Raw genomic sequence first — 17,035 nt, forward strand, 5'->3', positions numbered from 1 at the left:
TTACTCATCGTGTGCCGGTTTGGCGCGCGTACGCCACGGATCTGAAATGTCCGACATGAAACAATTGACGCTTTCGACATCAAGCCGAATGCCGCCGCCGCCTGCAAAATCAAGGTCGATCACCCCTGCGCCATCGTCTTTAGCACTGAAACGTATCGAAAGTAGTTCAATTACAGCGTCTTTCGTATCGGTTTTTAACCGCGAATATTGCGCTGATTTGACGTCATCAAAATGAATACCAGCGCGTACCCGCGCAAATGACCCGACTTTGCGTTTTCCAGCGCTTTCCCAAAGGAAGCGGTTCATCACAAAGGCAAAGCGTCTTTGTTCGGGAAGGTAGCTGAAATCCCCGATTTTACCGACCGCGTCTTGTAGGTAAGCAGAAATGACCTGAAGATCATCCGCATCACCGGCCATCAGGCGTAAGGGTTTATAGTCTTTGAGCGAGGCCAATGCCCTCTCCTATTCTTTGATCCGTTCAATCAACGCGCCGCAGGCTTGCAGCTTTTCTTCCAGCCGTTCAAAGCCGCGATCAAGGTGATAAACGCGATTGACCATAGTTTGCCCTTCGGCCGCTAGCCCCGCGATGACCAATGACATAGACGCACGCAAATCAGTCGCCATTACCGGGGCGCCTTTTAATCGCGCAACACCCCGAACGGTTGCGGTTTGTCCGTCAACGGAGATTTTCGCCCCCATTCGCCCAAGTTCCGGCGCGTGCATAAAACGATTTTCAAAGATGGTTTCTTTGATCGTAGACACGCCATCTGCGGTCGTCATAAGCGCCATAAACTGCGCCTGAAGATCGGTCGGAAAACCGGGGAATGGTTGCGTAACGATATCAGTCGCCGTGCAACGTTCGCCAGCGCGCTTAACACGCAATCCATCGTCCAGTTCCTCAAGATCGATACCAACCTCTTCTAGAACCGCCCACGCAGCGCCGAGTAAATCAGCCCGCGCGCCTTTCAGTGTTAGCTCGCCTCCGGTCGCTGCGACGGCCATAATATAGGCACCGGTTTCGATACGGTCCGGCAGGACCGCATGTTCCGCTCCATTTAATGCGGCCACACCTTCAATCGTAATTGTTGAGCTACCCGCGCCAGAAACATTCGCCCCCATAGCGTTGAGGCAATTGGCAAGATCAGCGATCTCTGGTTCGCGCGCAGCGTTTTCGATGGTCGTGGTGCCCTTGGCACGCACAGCGGCGAGCATGGCATGTTCCGTTGCGCCGACCGACACAAAAGGAAATGCGATATCCGCGCCCTTGAGGCCGTCTGGGGCTTCTGCAAAAACATACCCCTCGTCGAGCTCAATTTTCGCGCCCATCGCTGTAAGCGCCTTAAGGTGTAAATCGACCGGACGTGCCCCAATCGCACAGCCGCCCGGAAGCGATACTTTCGCCTTGCCTTCTCGCGCAAGAAGAGGTCCTAACACGTTGAAACTAGCGCGCATTTTTCGCACGAGATCATATGGTGCTTCGGTCGAGATTATGTCTTTTGCATGCAGCGTAAGGGTCGAACCTTCAAACTCACTGACGGCACCATGTTGCTCAAGAAGACGCAAAAGCATGTCCACATCTGCGAGACGCGGGACGTTTAAAAGCTTCAACGGCGCGTCGCTCAACAGCGATGCAGCCATAACCTTCAGGGCCGAGTTTTTCGCGCCGCTTATCGGGATTTCCCCATAAAGCGGTCTGCCGCCAATGATCGCCAACTTATCCATCAATTATCCTTTTTGTCAGTCCCGGTTGGACCTGCTTTGCGACGACGCAGATTGGCGCGCAAGGCAGCGGCCAAGCGGGCCTCTTTATCCTCGCGCTTGTCCTTGTTGACGGAGGCCGGCTTTTTCGTGGCAGTCTCTCGACAATCTTGGGGTTTTTCCTGCTTCTTATCCAATTGGATCAACTCTTTGCTTTGGTTCATACCTAGTCAGCGTAGCGGCGGACTAAAAGCCCTGCCGCGGCTGGCGTCAAGCGCATTAGCCGCATGAGCGCGTGGTGATTTCTACGCTTTCCCATGGCGACATGATGCCGTAAACCCGTGATCATGACACAAATGCAGCGTTTAAGCGGAAATCTGATCGGCGCGCAGTCCTTTGACACTGGGCCTATAATGACGCGTATCGCCCAAAAGGACGATATCGATGAACTCGGCCATGTAAATAATGCGGTTTATCTCGTTTGGGCTCAGGATATCGCTGTCGCCCATTGGAATAGCGTCGCGAGTGCTGATTTGCGCCAAGAAGCGGTTTGGGTCGCCCTTCGCCACGAAATTGACTATCGCGAACAGGTTTTAGAGGGAGAGACGGTCGAAATCCGGACATGGCTCGGCCGGGCTGCGGGACCCCGCTTTGAACGCCACGTCGACATTCGCAAACCTGACTCGCCGCGGTTCTCCGCAAAAGTCGTGACGGACTGGTGCCTCATCGATGCGAAAACCCGCAAACCCCGCCGCGTCGGAGCCGATATTTTGGCGTTTTTTGGTCTCAGCGGCTAAGTGCCTGTTTTTTCCGTTTGGTGCTTCCCAAGCCGCACTTCACGCGCTATACCGCCGCCTCTTTCTGGATGTCTTTTCAGAATCGCTGCCGTAGCTCAGGGGTAGAGCACTCCCTTGGTAAGGGAGAGGCCGAGAGTTCAATTCTCTCCGGCAGCACCAGTAAAACCCGCATAAAATATGATTTAAACACTGGGCTTGGGGCCTTTCTTAAATGCCCCGGTTTGTGTCCTTTTGTACGGAACTGCCCGTGAACGTCTGTTTTTTTGACGAAAATTGACGAACTTATTTGATCGCGTCGCCCGTCCGGTGCCGTCCTTATCCTCACGGATGTGCAAAGGGCGCGGCTTTGAAAATAGAGCCGCAGTGACCAAGAGCAGGTTAATATCTCTTAGGAACTATTGGAGGAATGGATGCGTTTCCTTGAAAGACAATGCGGAAAAATGATTCAAGAATTCTAATGGGAGAGCTGCATGAGCGAAAAGTCTGAACGCTATTGGCGTTTCGCCGCGATGATTGCGACTTCTATGATAGTAATGTTCGCACTCATGTATCTCCACACTTACGAAGTAGCCCATATTCGGTTCAGTGAGACCAGATTTTACATGGTGCTTATCATGGGTGCTGGGATGGGCATGGTCATGTTGACTTTCATGCTTGGCATGTATCGCAACACGAAAATTAACATCGGAATTTACATATTGAGTGTTGGTGTTTTCATTATTGCTCTTTGGCTAATGCGCACTCAATCGATTGTCGAAGACCGTTCTTATATGAACGCAATGATCCCTCATCATTCGATAGCCATCCTTACGAGTGAACGATCAAAAATTGAAGATGTTCGGGTGCGAGCATTGGCGGACGATATTATCCGCGCGCAGCGCCGAGAGATTCAAGAGATGGAGTGGTTGATCGAAGATATAACAAAAAATGGAATAGCACGTACATCACACGAGGCGGACGCACGACCCGTACCGAAATTTGAACCTAATGAGTAAAGGTTTGCGGGGCTAAGGATCTGCACTGATTAATGCGCAATTAACACGAAGCCTTCAGAGTCTCTCGAAACATTTCTTTGGCAATTTGCTAATTTTAGAAAATAATTGGTGCCCGCCGTTAGTGACATATGAACGGCGGGCACCGAGACGAGGCCCGGAGGCTTGTTACGCTACGCGCCTAAATCGGGCCTGCGCCCCATGGGCCATAGATCGCTAGCGTTACGCCAGGTGTTTGCACGTTCACGAACAACGTGTCGCCGGAGGCGTTAAAGCACGCACCACACCATTCCTTATTGCGGAAATCACCTTCTTCGATGAACGCAGAAGAAAGCCCGGCCTTCACGATATCGCTGTTGTCAAGCTGAATATTATTCTTGGCAAAGATGAATGGTGCCCCCGAAGGTGTCAGGCCCAAAAGCCGTTCACCGAAGCCAAAGTCATCTTCGACACCGCCGCCGTCTTCACAAAGAACGATCCCGCCACGTGGGCTTACCGTAATGTTGTCTGCGTTGTTTCCGGCCAATGGGTTCGACGAAACATAAATACAGGTCATGACATCACGATTAGGGTCAAGTGCCCAAACCGCGCCATCGCCGCGACCCGGACGACCATTGCTGTCGACGCCCGCGCCCGTATCGACGAAATAGATCAAGCCATCTTTGGTCGAATACCAACAGCCCTCACCGCGGCTCATGCGGATACCACCTTTGGCGCGCGCTTGAATGAACGGGCCACTCGCCTCACCTGAAACGATCTGGTCTGAATATTCTTCCGGATCGGCGTCTGGTTCTTCGATGCGAACCCATTCAAGTTGATAGCTATCCCCAATCGCCGGCGCATTAATGTCGACATTCTCCTCACCGACAACTTTTGCTGCATAAAGCGATCCGCCTTTGGCCAATGCACCGAAACGGAATTGCGGAAAGTCAGGGACATATTTATAGAGCGCGGCCATATTACGGCGGTCTTCGGTCAGATAGACTGTGCCCGACAATGGATTGACCGCAACGGCTTCGTGGGCAAAGCGGCCCATCTCAACGATCGGCTCCGCAGAGCGCTTATTGCCGTTCCAGGTTACTTCAAACACATAGCCATGTTTTTTGCCGCCCAGTGGACGAAGGTCTGTCGTTGTCTCCTCGCAGGTCAACCAAGTACCCCACGGGGTGGCACCGCCAGCGCAATTTGTAAGCGTACCGCCTAATGACGGAAGGGTTTTGTAATACTCGCCATTGCGCAAAATGACGGTCGTCGTGCCGCCGGAAACACCTTTTGGCGCACCGAGTTCTGCATTGACCGCATCATCATAGATCGCGCGCGCATCGATTAGCCCAAACGGGTTTCCGTTTAGGTCATTCACGACGCCATTTTCGTGGTTACGGATGAGCATTGTTAGAGGTCCACGCTCCTCAACAACGGCCATGCCGTCATGACGTGGTGGTGTCGGCTGACCATTACTCATTGGCTCACCGGTCCAACCCATTGAGCGATATGAAAAGCCTTCCGGAAGCTGTAAAAGTTCAAGACCCGTGTTCAAGTCTGCTTTCGGAGAAATCGGGCCATAAGGGCTAGCGATTGGCGTCGCATAAGATGATACGGCCGCCTGAAATGCAGCAAGCCCGCGCAAGGGCGTTGTGATCAACGCTGCGCCAGCAAGCGCTGCACCGCTTTTCATCACATCGCGACGACTAGGATTTAGACGCATAAGCTGATCGTTCGACATAAGAGAATCGTTCCTCCTGATATAGCGGGCGCGCAATATGGTCTGGCCGCTATCGGTGAGTTTAATGTTCAGGGTACGGTTTGTTACGCAACGATGGCTGCTTATCCCTATTGCTTATCACTTGTATGACATTGACGCGTCAGAACTACGACAATCCATCAAAGCTGATGTTACAAATTCAACGAATGCAAAAAATGCGCCTGAAATATACTTTCAGGCGCATTCAATGCATAAATAATTTTGGACTGATTGCCCTAGGGCATCATCTTTTCGATTGGCAGAACCAGTATCGCACTGGCACCAAGTTTCTTGAGCTCTTCTAAAGTATCCCAAAACACGCTTTCCCGACATACCGCATGTATCGCGACTTTGTCGGGATTGCCCGCGAGTTCCAACACTGTCGGTGCATCCGCGCCGGGAAGAAATTCGGTGATCGCCTCAACGGCGCTGCGCGGTGCATTCATCATGATGTATTTCGCATCTTTTGATCGCAGCACACCATTGATGCGTTTGATGAGAGCATCAAATATCGCCTGTTTTTCCGCGCTAAATTTTTCTGCGTTACGGATAAGGATCGCTTCTGAGTCAAAAACGGTCGCCACCGGCTTTAGGCCGTTTGCATCGAGCGTTGCGCCGGTCGACACAATATCGCAAACCGCATCTGCGATTTTCAATCGCGGCGCGACTTCAACCGAGCCTTTCATCATCACAACTTTGGCTTCGACGCCCTCGCGCTCCAACCACGCTTTGGTCAGTGCAGGATAAGAGGTCGCGATACGTTTGCTTGCGAGATCGTTGGCACCGTCAAAATTCCACTCTTTCGGCGCGGCAAGCAGCAACCGGCATCGAGCAAAGCCAAGCTGCATGACTTCTTCCGCCGGTGCCTCATGGGTCTCACTCAGCAATTCTTCTTCAAATACGTTTTGGCCCACAATGCCGATGTCGCAAGCATTATCTGCAACAAAGGCGGGGATGTCGTCATCGCGAAGCAACAGGACATCAATCGGCATTTCTTGAACCCGACCATAGAGCTTGTCCCGCCCACGAGACACTTTAAGGCCGCAACTTTTCAATAGCTCGAACGAGCCATCGGACAAACGTCCGGATTTTTGAATTGCGATACGTAACCGTTCTTCGGCCATTTTACTCTCCACTTGAATCTTTTGTCCGGTCCAGAACGAGCCTGTACCCTTGATGTGTTTCCTCGCGCAAAAAGCGCGCAACGCGGCCAACGGTGGTCGTCGAAGCCCCCGTTGCCGCTGAAATTTCTCGATAGGAATAACGCCCCTCGTCCAGCATTCGCGCAATTCGCCAACGCTCGGCAAAGGCTTCGAGTTCACCCGGCGTAGCGAGATCACGCAAAAACCGTGCGGCTTCGCGCCCGTTTTCGAGTTTTGAAAAAGCCGCGAAAAGCGCCTTTTGATCCCGTACGCGGCTTGTCTGATCCGGTTTTTTTATTGGCCCACGCATAAGTTAGCGTCTTTGTCACTCTGTTGGGCGGAAGAGATAACCATCATCCGCAACTGTATCGCTGTATTAACACGGTGATACAGGGACAAAACGAGATGTCAACGACGGTTTTATTAAAAAGGCCGTGAGAAATGCAGATTATCTACGCAGATACCTCAACGGCGGCCGGTACCAGCCAACGATCCAGAACATCCTCAACGGCGTCCTTTTTCATAGGCTTGCTCAGGAAATCATTCATGCCGGCCGAGATACATCGCGTGCGGTCACTGTCTAAAACATGTGCCGTCGCGGCAATAATTGGCACTGCGTTCATGCCTCGCGTTCGCTCATATTCGCGGATTTTTTGCGCGGCGCTTATGCCATCCATGACCGGCATTGATAAATCCATAAAAACGATCGCCGGAGAATGTTTTTGGTAAAGCTCGACCGCTTCTTCCCCGTTTTCAGCGATGATGATGTCGAACCGGCTTTCATCAAGGAAACGCTTTATCACGAGCTGGTTGACCTGATTATCTTCGGCCACAAGAATTGTTTTTCGGCCGGCTGCCGCAATATTCTTTCGTTCCTTCGCTATTCCTTCTTGGCGAATTTGCGCGCTTCGGCGCAATAGCCTTGGCGCACTATCCGATAAGATAGCAGCAATCGAATCCATCAGGCGTGATGGCCTTATCGGTTTTGATAGCAGCTTATCAATTCGCACGCCTTCTTTGGATGCGGTTGCCATAGCTTCATCAATAGATGTGAGAATGATCGTAGGAATATTTGCGAATTTCGGATCGGCCTGAATTCGTTTCGCTAAAGACACGCCGTCTTCGCCCGGCATCTGGTAGTCGAGAATAAGTGCATGATATTCATCATCCACAACCCTCGATTTCTCAAGCTCTGCCATCGCCTTGACTGGATCGCCGACGATTGTTGAGCGGAAACCCCACCCGTCCAGAAATTCCTGCAATATCCGTCTGTTTACCGCATTATCATCAACACCCAGAATTCGGACCTGATCAAAGGTGTCCTGCTTCACGACTGGGAGCGACCGGATTTCCTCATCGACCGGAAGGTTTAGTTTGAACCAGAAACGAGACCCGGCACCGATTTCACTTTCCGCACCAATTTTTCCGCCCATGAGTTCAACAATGTCCCGGCAAATGGCCAGACCGAGACCGGTTCCGCCAAATTTGCGCGTATGGGAGCCGTCGGCCTGCTCAAATTTTTCAAACATGCGCGGAATTTGTTCAGATGAAATCCCGACCCCGGTATCTTTAACGCTGAACATTAGATCGATTGTTGTACCGACTTTCTCACCGGTGACCTCGACCAGAACATAACCCTTCTCAGTAAACTTAACCGCATTACCAATGAGGTTACCCAAGACCTGCCGTAGCCGGGAATCATCGGCGATCACCCCTTCAGGAAGATCCGGCGCGTATCGGACAATTAATTCAATGTCCTGTTCGTGCGCCCGCGCCTGCATCATCGTCGTGACCTCATAAACGGTCTGTCGCAGATTAAACGGCCTTGGAGCTAGCTTTAACTTGCCGGCCTCCAGTTTGGCAAAATCGAGAATGTCATTGATAACCGCCATCAAGGCGTTGCCTGAGGAGATTATAATAGACGCTAATTCATGTTGCCGCTGATCAAGATCAGTTGACGACAGAATCTCTGCCATACCCAAAACACCATTCATTGGTGTACGAATTTCATGACTCATAGAGGCAAGAAAGTCCGATTTCGCGACATTGGCAGCATCGGCCGCTTTGCGCGCATTCATCAATGGTCTGACCAATACGCGGTGGATCACAAAACCAAGAACCACAATCATAAGCAGACAAGCGACCAAGGTTGCCACAGCCGCGGATTGCCGGAATTCATGGACGCTGTGAAACGCCGCGCGCTTATCAATTGATAGACCTAGATACCAATCCACTGACCCCAAATTTGGAATTCGATAGAAGCTAACGATTTGCGGGTTCTTCATCGTATCGAGATATTGAATTTCGTTGTCGATATTCGGTCGCTGTCCGGGATATGCGAACGCGATATCTTTCGAGACTAAATCCCGATCCGGATGAGCGAGGATTTTGCCGTCGCCCGTTACAAGAAACGCAAATCCCAATCCGCCAAGATTAGTCTCGGCGAGCATTTCCGCGAGGGTCAGGGTCGAAAAATCAGCGCCGACGACCCCCAATAATTCGCGATCACGATAAACGGGGGACGCGACCGTGATCGTCTCAACATTCGTTGTGATGTCAAAATAGGGCTCGGTTAGCGTTGCTTTTTTCGCCATGAGCGCCGCCGAATACCAGGGGCGCGACCGGGGATCGTAATCCGACGGCAACTGATCATCAGCAGGCCAAATGTGGTAGCTTCCGTCGACCTCGCCGAAATAGGTCCAAATAAAGGTCTTTTCGTAGACCGGGCTTTTGACGATTTCGACCGCATTATTCCCGTCAAAGGTATCTGCCAGCGTATCAGCGATATTTTCCGTCAATCTTGTCCGATGCGTCAGCCAGTTATCTGCGCCCCATGCGGTCGCGGTACCAACGGTTTCAAGATATTTTTCAAGCTCTTTTCTACGGAGATCGTGCTCGGAAAAGTCATGAAATGTGGCGAAAAGGCCGAATATCAAGAGAACAGTTACCGTTCCCGCCGCCAACGCCGACACCATCAGTCTTGTGCCAGACGGTCCGGTCCCGTCTGTACTTGCACTTTTCATTAACTTCATTTGGCTCTGCACCCAGTCTTGATAAACCCCTGAGGTCAAAGCTTAGCTCGGTTTAGTTAATGACTATTTTCTTTGGATAGAAATAGCTAACGATTAGAAGAAACGCCCATTTACGCCACGCTTAGCCCAGTCAAAGCGACGAGATCTCTTGCCCCATTGGGCCAAATTGGGCGGAAAACCCGTTCGATTTTCAAGCTGACAGGGCTAAAGTCAAAGGGGCACCGCCGTTAGGTAAAAATTTGCCCCATCGCCGCCTAAAACCGGGGGTTCAGCGCTTGCAGTCTTTAAGGCTTTGATTTATAGACCGCTCCTCAATTTGAATTTCCGCACTGCAGCGGGGGCTCGCATAGCGCTCCGTAGCGGTGGTTTTTGCGCTAAGGACGCCGAATAATCATGGCAACGACTGAAGTATTTTACTGTGAAGCTCGCGAAAAAACTGGCACTGGCGGTGCCCGTGCTGCGCGGCGTGAAGGTTGGGTTCCAGGCGTTCTTTACGGCGGCGACCAAGATCCCGTCGCGGTTAACCTTCGCAGCAATGAAATTTCAAAGGCCTATAATTCTGGCCGTTTGATTTCTCACCTCGCGAAAATCGACGTTCCCGGCGAAGACGGCCAGCAGCCAGTCATCGCCCGTGCGGTTCAGGTTCACCCTGTTAAAGGCATGCCAGTGCATGTTGACCTAATGCGCGTGAACGAGAAAACACGAATCGACGTTGCCGTGCCTGTTCGCTTCGTTAACGAAGAAGCATCACCGGGCCTCAAAAAAGGCGGCGTTCTCAACGTTGTTCGTCACGCGGTCGAAGTTTATGCACCGGCGACATCAATTCCTGAGATTTTCGAAATTGACGTCACTGGCCTTGAGGTCGGCGACAGCATCCACGCTTCAGCGATCAAACTGCCTGAAGGTGTGACCCACGTGATTACAGATCGTGATTTCACGATCGCGACGATCGCGGCACCATCTGCTCTCCGTTCGGCTGACGAAGCTTCAGACGAGGAAGAGACAGAAGCGGAAGCTGAAGGCGAAGAAGCAAAAGAAGAGTAGTCTTCCTGACCTCTCTTCTTATTTATTCATCGCCCAAATTCTTGTGGAGCGCTTAATGCTGCTTCTTGTGGGCCTCGGTAACCCTGGCGAAAAACATGCCCGCCAAAGGCATAATGTGGGCTTTATGGCGGTTGATGAAATCGCCAATGCCCACAATTTCTCTGTGGCAAAATCGAAATTTCACGGTGAAATCCGCGAAGGATTTCTCGACGGACCGAATGGCCGTTCAAAGGCGCTTATCTTAAAGCCCCTCACCTATATGAACGAATCAGGTCGTTCCGTGGGTGAAGCCGCACGTTTTTTCAAAATACCCAATGAAAACATTATCGTTTTCTATGATGAACTTGATCTCGCACCGGGCAAATTGCGGATAAAGACCGGCGGCGGCGCAGCGGGCCATAACGGTATACGCTCGATTGACGCGCATATCGGTAATGACTTTAAACGCGTGAGAATCGGTATCGGTCATCCCGGCAGTAAATCAAGAGTGACCGGACACGTTCTGGGCGACTTCGCGAAAGCCGATCAAGATTGGCTCCAGGGCATGCTTAGGGTAATCGCCAAATCCGCCCCAATGCTCACCACCGGTGACGGCAACCGATTCGCCACGGCTGTTGCCCAAGAGTTTGCGCCGGCAAAGCCGCCAGCGAAACAGGAAAAGACCAAACAAAAACCGGCTGAAACATCTAAACCGGTAACACAGTCGAATGAGCCAGACAAAACTGAGACAAATGCGTTCGCCGCTGCGTTCCAGAAAATCCTCGGCGGTAAGAAGTAGAAAGAAAAATCATGGGCTTTAAGTGCGGTATCGTCGGCTTGCCGAATGTTGGTAAATCAACCTTGTTCAATGCGTTGACCAAAACCGCTGCGGCGCAGGCAGCGAACTACCCGTTTTGTACAATCGAGCCGAATGTCGGTGATGTTGCCGTTCCTGAGCCCCGATTGAAAAAACTCGCCGACATCGCAAGCTCGAAAGAAGTCATCCCTGCACGGATGCAATTTGTCGATATTGCCGGGCTGGTTAAGGGCGCTTCTAAAGGCGAAGGCCTTGGCAATCAGTTCCTCGCGAATATACGCGAGGTCGATGCAGTTGCTTATGTTCTGCGCTGTTTTGAAGATGACGACATCACCCATGTCTCTAACAAGATTGATCCGATCGCGGATTTCGAAGTGGTCGAAACAGAGCTGATGCTCGCTGATCTCGAGAGCCTAGAAAAGCGCAAAACAAACCTCGAAAAGAAAGCCCGAGGCGGCGATAAAGACGCAAAAGAAACCCTCGAACTCGTCGAGCGTGCGCTAGTCGAATTAAATAACGGCCGCCCTGCCCGCCATGCCGAAATCGCCGAAGATGAGAAAAAAGCGTGGAACGGTCTGCAATTATTGACTGCAAAGCCGGTCTTATTTGTTGCGAATGTCGATGAAGATTCAGCCGCGGACGGCAATCAGTTTTCGAAAGTCGTAGATGACCGGGCTGCGGTCGAGGGCGCTGCCTCAGTCACAATTTCGGCGAAAATCGAATCCGAACTCGCGCAGCTTGATGACGAAGAACAAGCGGAATATCTAGAAACTCTGGGGCTCGATGAACCGGGTCTAAATCGATTGATCCGTACTGGCTTCGATCTATTGGATCTTCATACTTATTTTACCGTAGGCCCAAAGGAAGCGCGCGCCTGGACAGTCAAACGCGGCGCAACAGCGCCACAGGCCGCTGGCGTTATTCATACGGATTTCGAAAAAGGCTTTATTCGCGCCGAGACGATTGCCTATGCAGATTTCATTGAATTGGGCGGTGAGCAACCTGCAAAAGAAGCTGGTAAATTACGCCTCGAAGGCAAAGAATATATCGTCAAAGATGGCGACGTGATGCATTTCCGCTTTAATACCTAAGCGGAATAACGGCGCGCAAAATCGTTAATTTCCGTAAACCCTATAATCGTTTGGGCGCAAACGGCTTTTACATTAGATTAAAACAAATGCTCTAAATTGGGGGCATGAGCGCAAAACCGGAAACAAATAGTCGCCGATCCCCCCGCTTTAATGCGGCGCTCGAGGTGCGCTTTTCTATCAATGGCGGCCCCGAGGAAGTTTCCAATACATTAAATTTTACAACCCGAAGCCTCGCAATTCGAAGTGAATGTGACGTCGCAAAGGGTGACTCCGTCGCCGTGCGGCTTGGGGGATTACCCGTCCTTTCCGGTCAGGTCGTCAGGGTGTTTCCCGAAGGATTCGCGGCGACGCTTGATGACGCGTCGCTCAAACTGATGGCTGGCGGACAAAAAGAAGTATCGCTGGCACCGTTTGGCGAGGTCGATATCCGCGATAAATCGAAAAATAAAAGCAGCCCATTTATCAACGCCGAATCGAGCGTTCCGACACGCATTCAAATTACCACGAGCTTGGCGCATGAAATTGATGCGCACCGTCACCTCATCACGCTCGTCACCGCGGACCCGGCAGCAGTCAGCGGCATAAACACAATCTGGTTGTCCGCAAGCGAGACCCGCTGGACCGCTCAGGCACTAAAGTTTCATAGCCGCGGTAATCGCGGGATTGTCGTCATGAACCTCAATGACTGGCAACTTCATATGGCCGCAGCCTACGGTCTAACGATCAGCATGATCAAAGATAATCTCGATGAGCAGCTGATCGAAATTGATGCCCAACCGATCGCTGAACACCTTGCGCAAGTGATGCCCGAGAAAAAAGCCTCTAACTGTTAAGAAACCGACCAGCGATTACATTCAACTTTCGAATCATCGACTGATCGCGCGCATTTGGCGGCGTAATCACAGCCATATCAAGCGCAGTTTCAATTCCTAGCGGCGACGGTTTTCGCGTTGCGCCGAGACGCGGAATCAAGTGGGAAACCAAGCGCGCTGCATTCTTCGTGTTTTGCTGCATGGTTTCTAAAATGTGACCAACTTCAACGGCACCGGTGTTTTCGCGCCAACAATCGTAATCTGTCACCATAGCAAGCGTTGCATACGGAATTTCAGCTTCGCGCGCCAATTTTGCTTCGGGCATATTCGTCATCCCGATTACATCGCATCCCCACGCTCGATACATGTGCGATTCAGCGCGCGACGAAAATTGCGGGCCGTCAATCGCGAGATAGGTTCCCTTAGCCGCGTGCGGAATGTTAAGCGCCGCACAGGATTCTGCGAGTGCTGTCGCAAGCGCAGGACATATCGGATCGGCCATCGACACATGGGCAACAAATCCTGAACCGAAAAAGGTTTTCTCGCGCATCGTCGTTCGGTCGACGAATTGATCAACGACCACAAAACTGCCCGGTGCCAGATCTTCTCTGAACGAACCGCAAGAAGAGATCGAAATAATATCAGTGACCCCGAGCCGCTTCATCGCGTCGATGTTTGCGCGATAATTCACCTCATTGGGTGGAATTCGATGGCCATTCCCATGCCGTGCGAGAAACACGACTTCAACACCCGCAAGCTTTCCGCGGACCAGAGCATCAGACGGTTCGCCCCACGGGGTCGTCACAACAATTTTCTTCGGGTTTTCAAGCGCATCGACCGAATAGACGCCTGAACCACCAATAAACCCAAGAATTCGTTTTTGATCTGCCATGATCCGCTTCCCAATCAATTTTTGAAGCTATGATAGTATAGCGCCGTGGGATGGCTGCAATACGCAATATCGTTACCGCACAACATAAAAAAAACGCCCCGGACGAAAATCCGGGGCGTTTTAATGTCTACTCGGTCGAAAAATTAGTGCTCAACTTTCGACCAAATTTTCCGATACGACCAGTAAAGAATGATCGAGAGGATCAACAGGTAAATAATCGTCATTACACCGAGTTTCTTACGGGCTTCGAGCTTTGGTTCAGCAGCCCACATCAAAAACTCAGTGACGTCTTTCGCATATTGCTCAACCGTTTGCGGGGAATCGTCACCATATTCGATAATTCCGTCCGCCAGTGGTGGGGCCATCGCAAGGACACCACCGAGCGGCACATGGACGCCCTCGACCGGATCACCTTCTTCATCGAGATATTCTGGTTTCAACGCTTGCGAGAGGTCGCCGTGGAAATACGGGTTATAGTATTGACCAGGGCCAACCTCGACCGTTGATGGAACCTCTTCGTAACCTGTCAAAAGGCTATAGATGTAGTCAGGTCCACCATGACGCGCCTTAGTGATCAATGAAAGATCTGGCGGCAGAGCATTGTTGTTTGCCATACGCGCAATTTGCTCATTGGCATATGGACCGGGGAAACGGTCAGACGCCAATGGAGCACGGTTGAACATTTCACCAGTGTCATCGGGGCCATCAACAACCTGATATTTGTACTGTGCAGCCAGCGCTTTTACGATTGGATTATCGTTCGGATTAGAACAATCAACCGTATCAGGAATACCGGCCGGGCAATCTTCCAAATAAAACGGTCCACCTTTTTGACCAAGGTTCCGGAAGGAAACTTGCTCAAGGCCGTGGCAGTTCGAACAGACCGCTTCGTAAACCTGATAACCACGCTGTAGCGCGTCTTTATCAAAAGTGCCGAACGGGCCGTTAAAGTGCCAGTGTTGGTGCTCGTAATGTTTGGCCTCGCCAGCGGCCGCAAAAGCAGCAGACTGACCTGCTACAGTTGCCGCCAAAGCGATCGTTAGTGTGCGGGCGATGTTGATTAATTTCATCCCTCGTCCCCTATTCCGCAGCCGCTTTTACGCCCGGCGCGGCGGATGTTTCGGCTTTAGATGATTTATGCAGAACTGCCTCGGAAATGGATCTCGGCAGCGGTTTAGGCGTTTCCAGAAGACCCAACAGAGGAAGGATAATCAGGAAGAAGCCGAAGTAATATGCGGTCGCGATCTGCGCGAACATCACATAAGAGCCCTCAGCTGGTTTGCCGCCAAGCCATCCCAACGCGATACATGCGATGACAAAGAGCACAAACCACATGCGGGCAATCGGACGGTACCGCATTGAACGTACTTTTGATGTATCGAGCCACGGCAGAACGAAGAGGATCAAGATCGATCCGAACATCGCCATCACGCCGCCAAGTTTCGACGAAATCGGCCCAATATCAAAAGTGATCGCACGCAAGATTGCGTAGAACGGTAGGTAATACCACTCAGGCACAATCGATGCGGGCGTCGAAAGCGGGTTTGCTTCGATATAGTTGTCCGGGTGCCCGAGGCCATTTGGATTGAAGAATACGAAGGCCGCAAAGAGCACCAAGAAGACGACAATCGCGAAACCATCTTTCACCGTATAATACGGGTGCATCGGCAGTGTGTCTTTTTTGACGTCTTTTACCTCTACGCCGGTCGGATTGTTATTGCCCGGAATGTGAAGCGCCCAGACGTGAAGGATAACAACACCGAAAATAGCGAACGGCAGGAGGAAGTGCAGCGAGAAGAACCGGTTCAGCGTCGGGTTATCAACGGAGAAACCACCCCAGAGCAACGTACGGATGTCGTCACCGATAACCGGAATTGCTGAGAACAGGTTCGAGATAACGGTCGCGCCCCAGTAAGACATTTGTCCCCATGGCAAGACGTATCCCATAAATGCGGTCGCCATCATCAGGAGATAGATAACAACACCGAGCATCCAGAGAACTTCGCGCGGCTCTTTGTATGAACCGTAATAAAGGCCACGGAACATATGCAGGTAAACCGCAAGGAAGAACATGGACGCGCCGTTCGCGTGAACATAACGCATCAACCAGCCATAGTTCACGTCGCGCATAATGTGCTCAACGCTATCGAAGGCCAGATCGACATGCGGCGTATAATGCATCGCAAGGATAACGCCGGTCAGAATTTGGATGATCAGGCAGACGGCGAGGATACCGCCGAATGTCCACCAGTAATTGAGATTCTTCGGAGTTGGGAAATCGACAAAGCTGTCATGCGCAAGGCGGACAAGCGGAAGACGCTTGTCTAGCCAATTCTCGATCCCGGTTCCGGGCTTGTATGTGGAAGCATGGCTCATGGGCTTTTTGGCTCTCCTAGCCGATCTTCACGACAGAGTCGGAAATGAATTGATAGGGTGGCACGATAAGGTTCTCTGGTGCCGGACCTTTACGGATACGGCCGGAGACATCGTAGTGCGAACCATGGCACGGACAGAACCAGCCATTATAGTCGCCGCGATTCTCGCCAGCAGACGTACCAAGCGGAATACAACCAAGGTGCGTACAAACCCCGACAAGCACGAGCCATTCAGGCCGCGCCACGCCGAGCGAGTCGGTGACCCGCGCCGTGTCGGTCGCTTCGTCCTTGGCGGACACATTGTCATTTCGCGCAACGCCGTCTTTTAGGCTCGCAACAGGTGTCGCTTCAGCCTCTTTGATCTCTTCGGGCGTACGGTGACGGATGAAAACAGGTTTCCCCTGCCACATCACCTTGATCGCCTGGCCTACTGGCACAGAAGAAAGATCAACCTCTTTGGTGGAAAGCGCCAGCACCGAAGCATCGGGGTTCATCTGGTGAACCAGCGGCCATAAAACCGCGCCTGCCCCGACTGCAGCGGTCGCTGCGCCGAAAATATGGATAAAATCGCGGCGTGTTGTTTCGCCGTCTTCAGTCTCGTCAGGTGTCGTCATTGTCTATTC

16 protein-coding genes and 1 tRNA gene are annotated in these 17,035 nt (G+C 51.7%); 7 read left to right on the forward strand and 10 right to left on the reverse strand.

Annotated elements, in window-relative coordinates:
* Nucleotides 1-453, reverse strand: coding sequence for a DUF2948 family protein (locus tag ABFZ83_RS04685; protein ID WP_411818270.1), 453 nt, complete (start codon nucleotides 451-453; stop codon nucleotides 1-3).
* Between the two features lie 9 nt (nucleotides 454-462).
* Nucleotides 463-1,722 carry a UDP-N-acetylglucosamine 1-carboxyvinyltransferase gene (gene murA, locus ABFZ83_RS04690; RefSeq protein ID WP_411818271.1) on the reverse strand — a complete coding sequence of 420 codons (1,260 nt, stop codon included), beginning with the start codon at nucleotides 1,720-1,722 and terminating at the stop codon, nucleotides 463-465.
* A 389-nt stretch (nucleotides 1,723-2,111) separates the two neighbouring features.
* Here murA and ABFZ83_RS04695 point away from each other — a divergent pair, with 389 nt between their 5' ends.
* The 3 genes from ABFZ83_RS04695 to ABFZ83_RS04705 all read left to right on the forward strand — a co-directional run bounded on the left by ABFZ83_RS04695 (nucleotide 2,112) and on the right by ABFZ83_RS04705 (nucleotide 3,490).
* Nucleotides 2,112-2,495, forward strand: a complete 384-nt coding sequence (locus ABFZ83_RS04695; protein WP_411818272.1) for an acyl-CoA thioesterase — start codon at nucleotides 2,112-2,114, stop codon at nucleotides 2,493-2,495.
* 84 nt (nucleotides 2,496-2,579) lie between these two features.
* Nucleotides 2,580-2,654, forward strand: a tRNA-Thr gene (locus ABFZ83_RS04700).
* 311 nt (nucleotides 2,655-2,965) lie between these two features.
* Entirely contained in the window at nucleotides 2,966-3,490 is a 525-nt protein-coding gene (locus tag ABFZ83_RS04705) for a DUF305 domain-containing protein (RefSeq protein ID WP_411818273.1), read from the forward strand.
* Nucleotides 3,491-3,668: 178 nt separating this feature from the next.
* Here ABFZ83_RS04705 and ABFZ83_RS04710 read toward each other — a convergent pair whose 3' ends face one another.
* From ABFZ83_RS04710 to ABFZ83_RS04725, 4 genes are all read right to left on the reverse strand, one after another.
* Complete coding sequence (locus tag ABFZ83_RS04710) at nucleotides 3,669-5,210, reverse strand: alkaline phosphatase PhoX (RefSeq protein ID WP_411818274.1); 1,542 nt, start codon at nucleotides 5,208-5,210, stop codon at nucleotides 3,669-3,671.
* A gap of 254 nt (nucleotides 5,211-5,464) precedes the next feature.
* Nucleotides 5,465-6,352 (reverse strand): ATP phosphoribosyltransferase, encoded by an 888-nt coding sequence (hisG, locus tag ABFZ83_RS04715; RefSeq protein ID WP_411818275.1) that lies wholly within the window; start codon nucleotides 6,350-6,352, stop codon nucleotides 5,465-5,467.
* 1 nt (nucleotide 6,353) lies between these two features.
* Entirely contained in the window at nucleotides 6,354-6,680 is a 327-nt protein-coding gene (locus ABFZ83_RS04720; protein ID WP_411818276.1) for a YerC/YecD family TrpR-related protein, read from the reverse strand.
* A gap of 142 nt (nucleotides 6,681-6,822) precedes the next feature.
* Complete coding sequence (locus ABFZ83_RS04725) at nucleotides 6,823-9,402, reverse strand: response regulator (RefSeq protein ID WP_411818277.1); 2,580 nt, start codon at nucleotides 9,400-9,402, stop codon at nucleotides 6,823-6,825.
* Between the two features lie 393 nt (nucleotides 9,403-9,795).
* Here ABFZ83_RS04725 and ABFZ83_RS04730 point away from each other — a divergent pair, with 393 nt between their 5' ends.
* The 4 genes from ABFZ83_RS04730 (at nucleotide 9,796) to ABFZ83_RS04745 (ending at nucleotide 13,166) form a co-directional block, all read left to right on the forward strand.
* Nucleotides 9,796-10,446: a 50S ribosomal protein L25/general stress protein Ctc gene (locus tag ABFZ83_RS04730; RefSeq protein ID WP_411818278.1), complete on the forward strand. Its 651-nt coding sequence runs from the start codon at nucleotides 9,796-9,798 to the stop codon at nucleotides 10,444-10,446.
* Between the two features lie 55 nt (nucleotides 10,447-10,501).
* Complete coding sequence (gene pth / locus ABFZ83_RS04735; protein WP_411818279.1) at nucleotides 10,502-11,224, forward strand: aminoacyl-tRNA hydrolase; 723 nt, start codon at nucleotides 10,502-10,504, stop codon at nucleotides 11,222-11,224.
* 11 nt (nucleotides 11,225-11,235) lie between these two features.
* Nucleotides 11,236-12,333 (forward strand): redox-regulated ATPase YchF, encoded by a 1,098-nt coding sequence (ychF, locus tag ABFZ83_RS04740; protein ID WP_411818280.1) that lies wholly within the window; start codon nucleotides 11,236-11,238, stop codon nucleotides 12,331-12,333.
* Between the two features lie 104 nt (nucleotides 12,334-12,437).
* The gene (locus ABFZ83_RS04745; protein ID WP_411818281.1) at nucleotides 12,438-13,166 is read left to right on the forward strand and encodes a hypothetical protein; all 729 of its coding nucleotides are present in this window, start codon (nucleotides 12,438-12,440) and stop codon (nucleotides 13,164-13,166) included.
* Here ABFZ83_RS04745 and ABFZ83_RS04750 read toward each other — a convergent pair.
* The 4 genes from ABFZ83_RS04750 to petA form a co-directional block, all read right to left on the reverse strand.
* The gene (locus tag ABFZ83_RS04750) at nucleotides 13,156-14,037 is read right to left on the reverse strand and encodes an S-methyl-5'-thioadenosine phosphorylase (RefSeq protein WP_411818282.1); all 882 of its coding nucleotides are present in this window, start codon (nucleotides 14,035-14,037) and stop codon (nucleotides 13,156-13,158) included. The two genes, ABFZ83_RS04745 and ABFZ83_RS04750, sit on opposite strands and share 11 nt — an antisense overlap.
* A gap of 143 nt (nucleotides 14,038-14,180) precedes the next feature.
* On the reverse strand, nucleotides 14,181-15,107 hold the full coding sequence (locus ABFZ83_RS04755; RefSeq protein ID WP_411818283.1) for a cytochrome c1: 927 nt from the start codon (nucleotides 15,105-15,107) through the stop codon (nucleotides 14,181-14,183).
* Between the two features lie 10 nt (nucleotides 15,108-15,117).
* Nucleotides 15,118-16,413, reverse strand: coding sequence for a cytochrome b (locus ABFZ83_RS04760; protein WP_411818284.1), 1,296 nt, complete (start codon nucleotides 16,411-16,413; stop codon nucleotides 15,118-15,120).
* 16 nt (nucleotides 16,414-16,429) lie between these two features.
* Nucleotides 16,430-17,026 (reverse strand): ubiquinol-cytochrome c reductase iron-sulfur subunit, encoded by a 597-nt coding sequence (petA, locus tag ABFZ83_RS04765; RefSeq protein ID WP_411818285.1) that lies wholly within the window; start codon nucleotides 17,024-17,026, stop codon nucleotides 16,430-16,432.
* Between the last annotated feature and the right edge of the window lie 9 nt (nucleotides 17,027-17,035).

The sequence above is a fragment of the Hyphococcus formosus genome (genome assembly GCF_046736345.1).
Lineage (GTDB): Bacteria > Pseudomonadota > Alphaproteobacteria > Caulobacterales > Parvularculaceae > Hyphococcus > Hyphococcus formosus.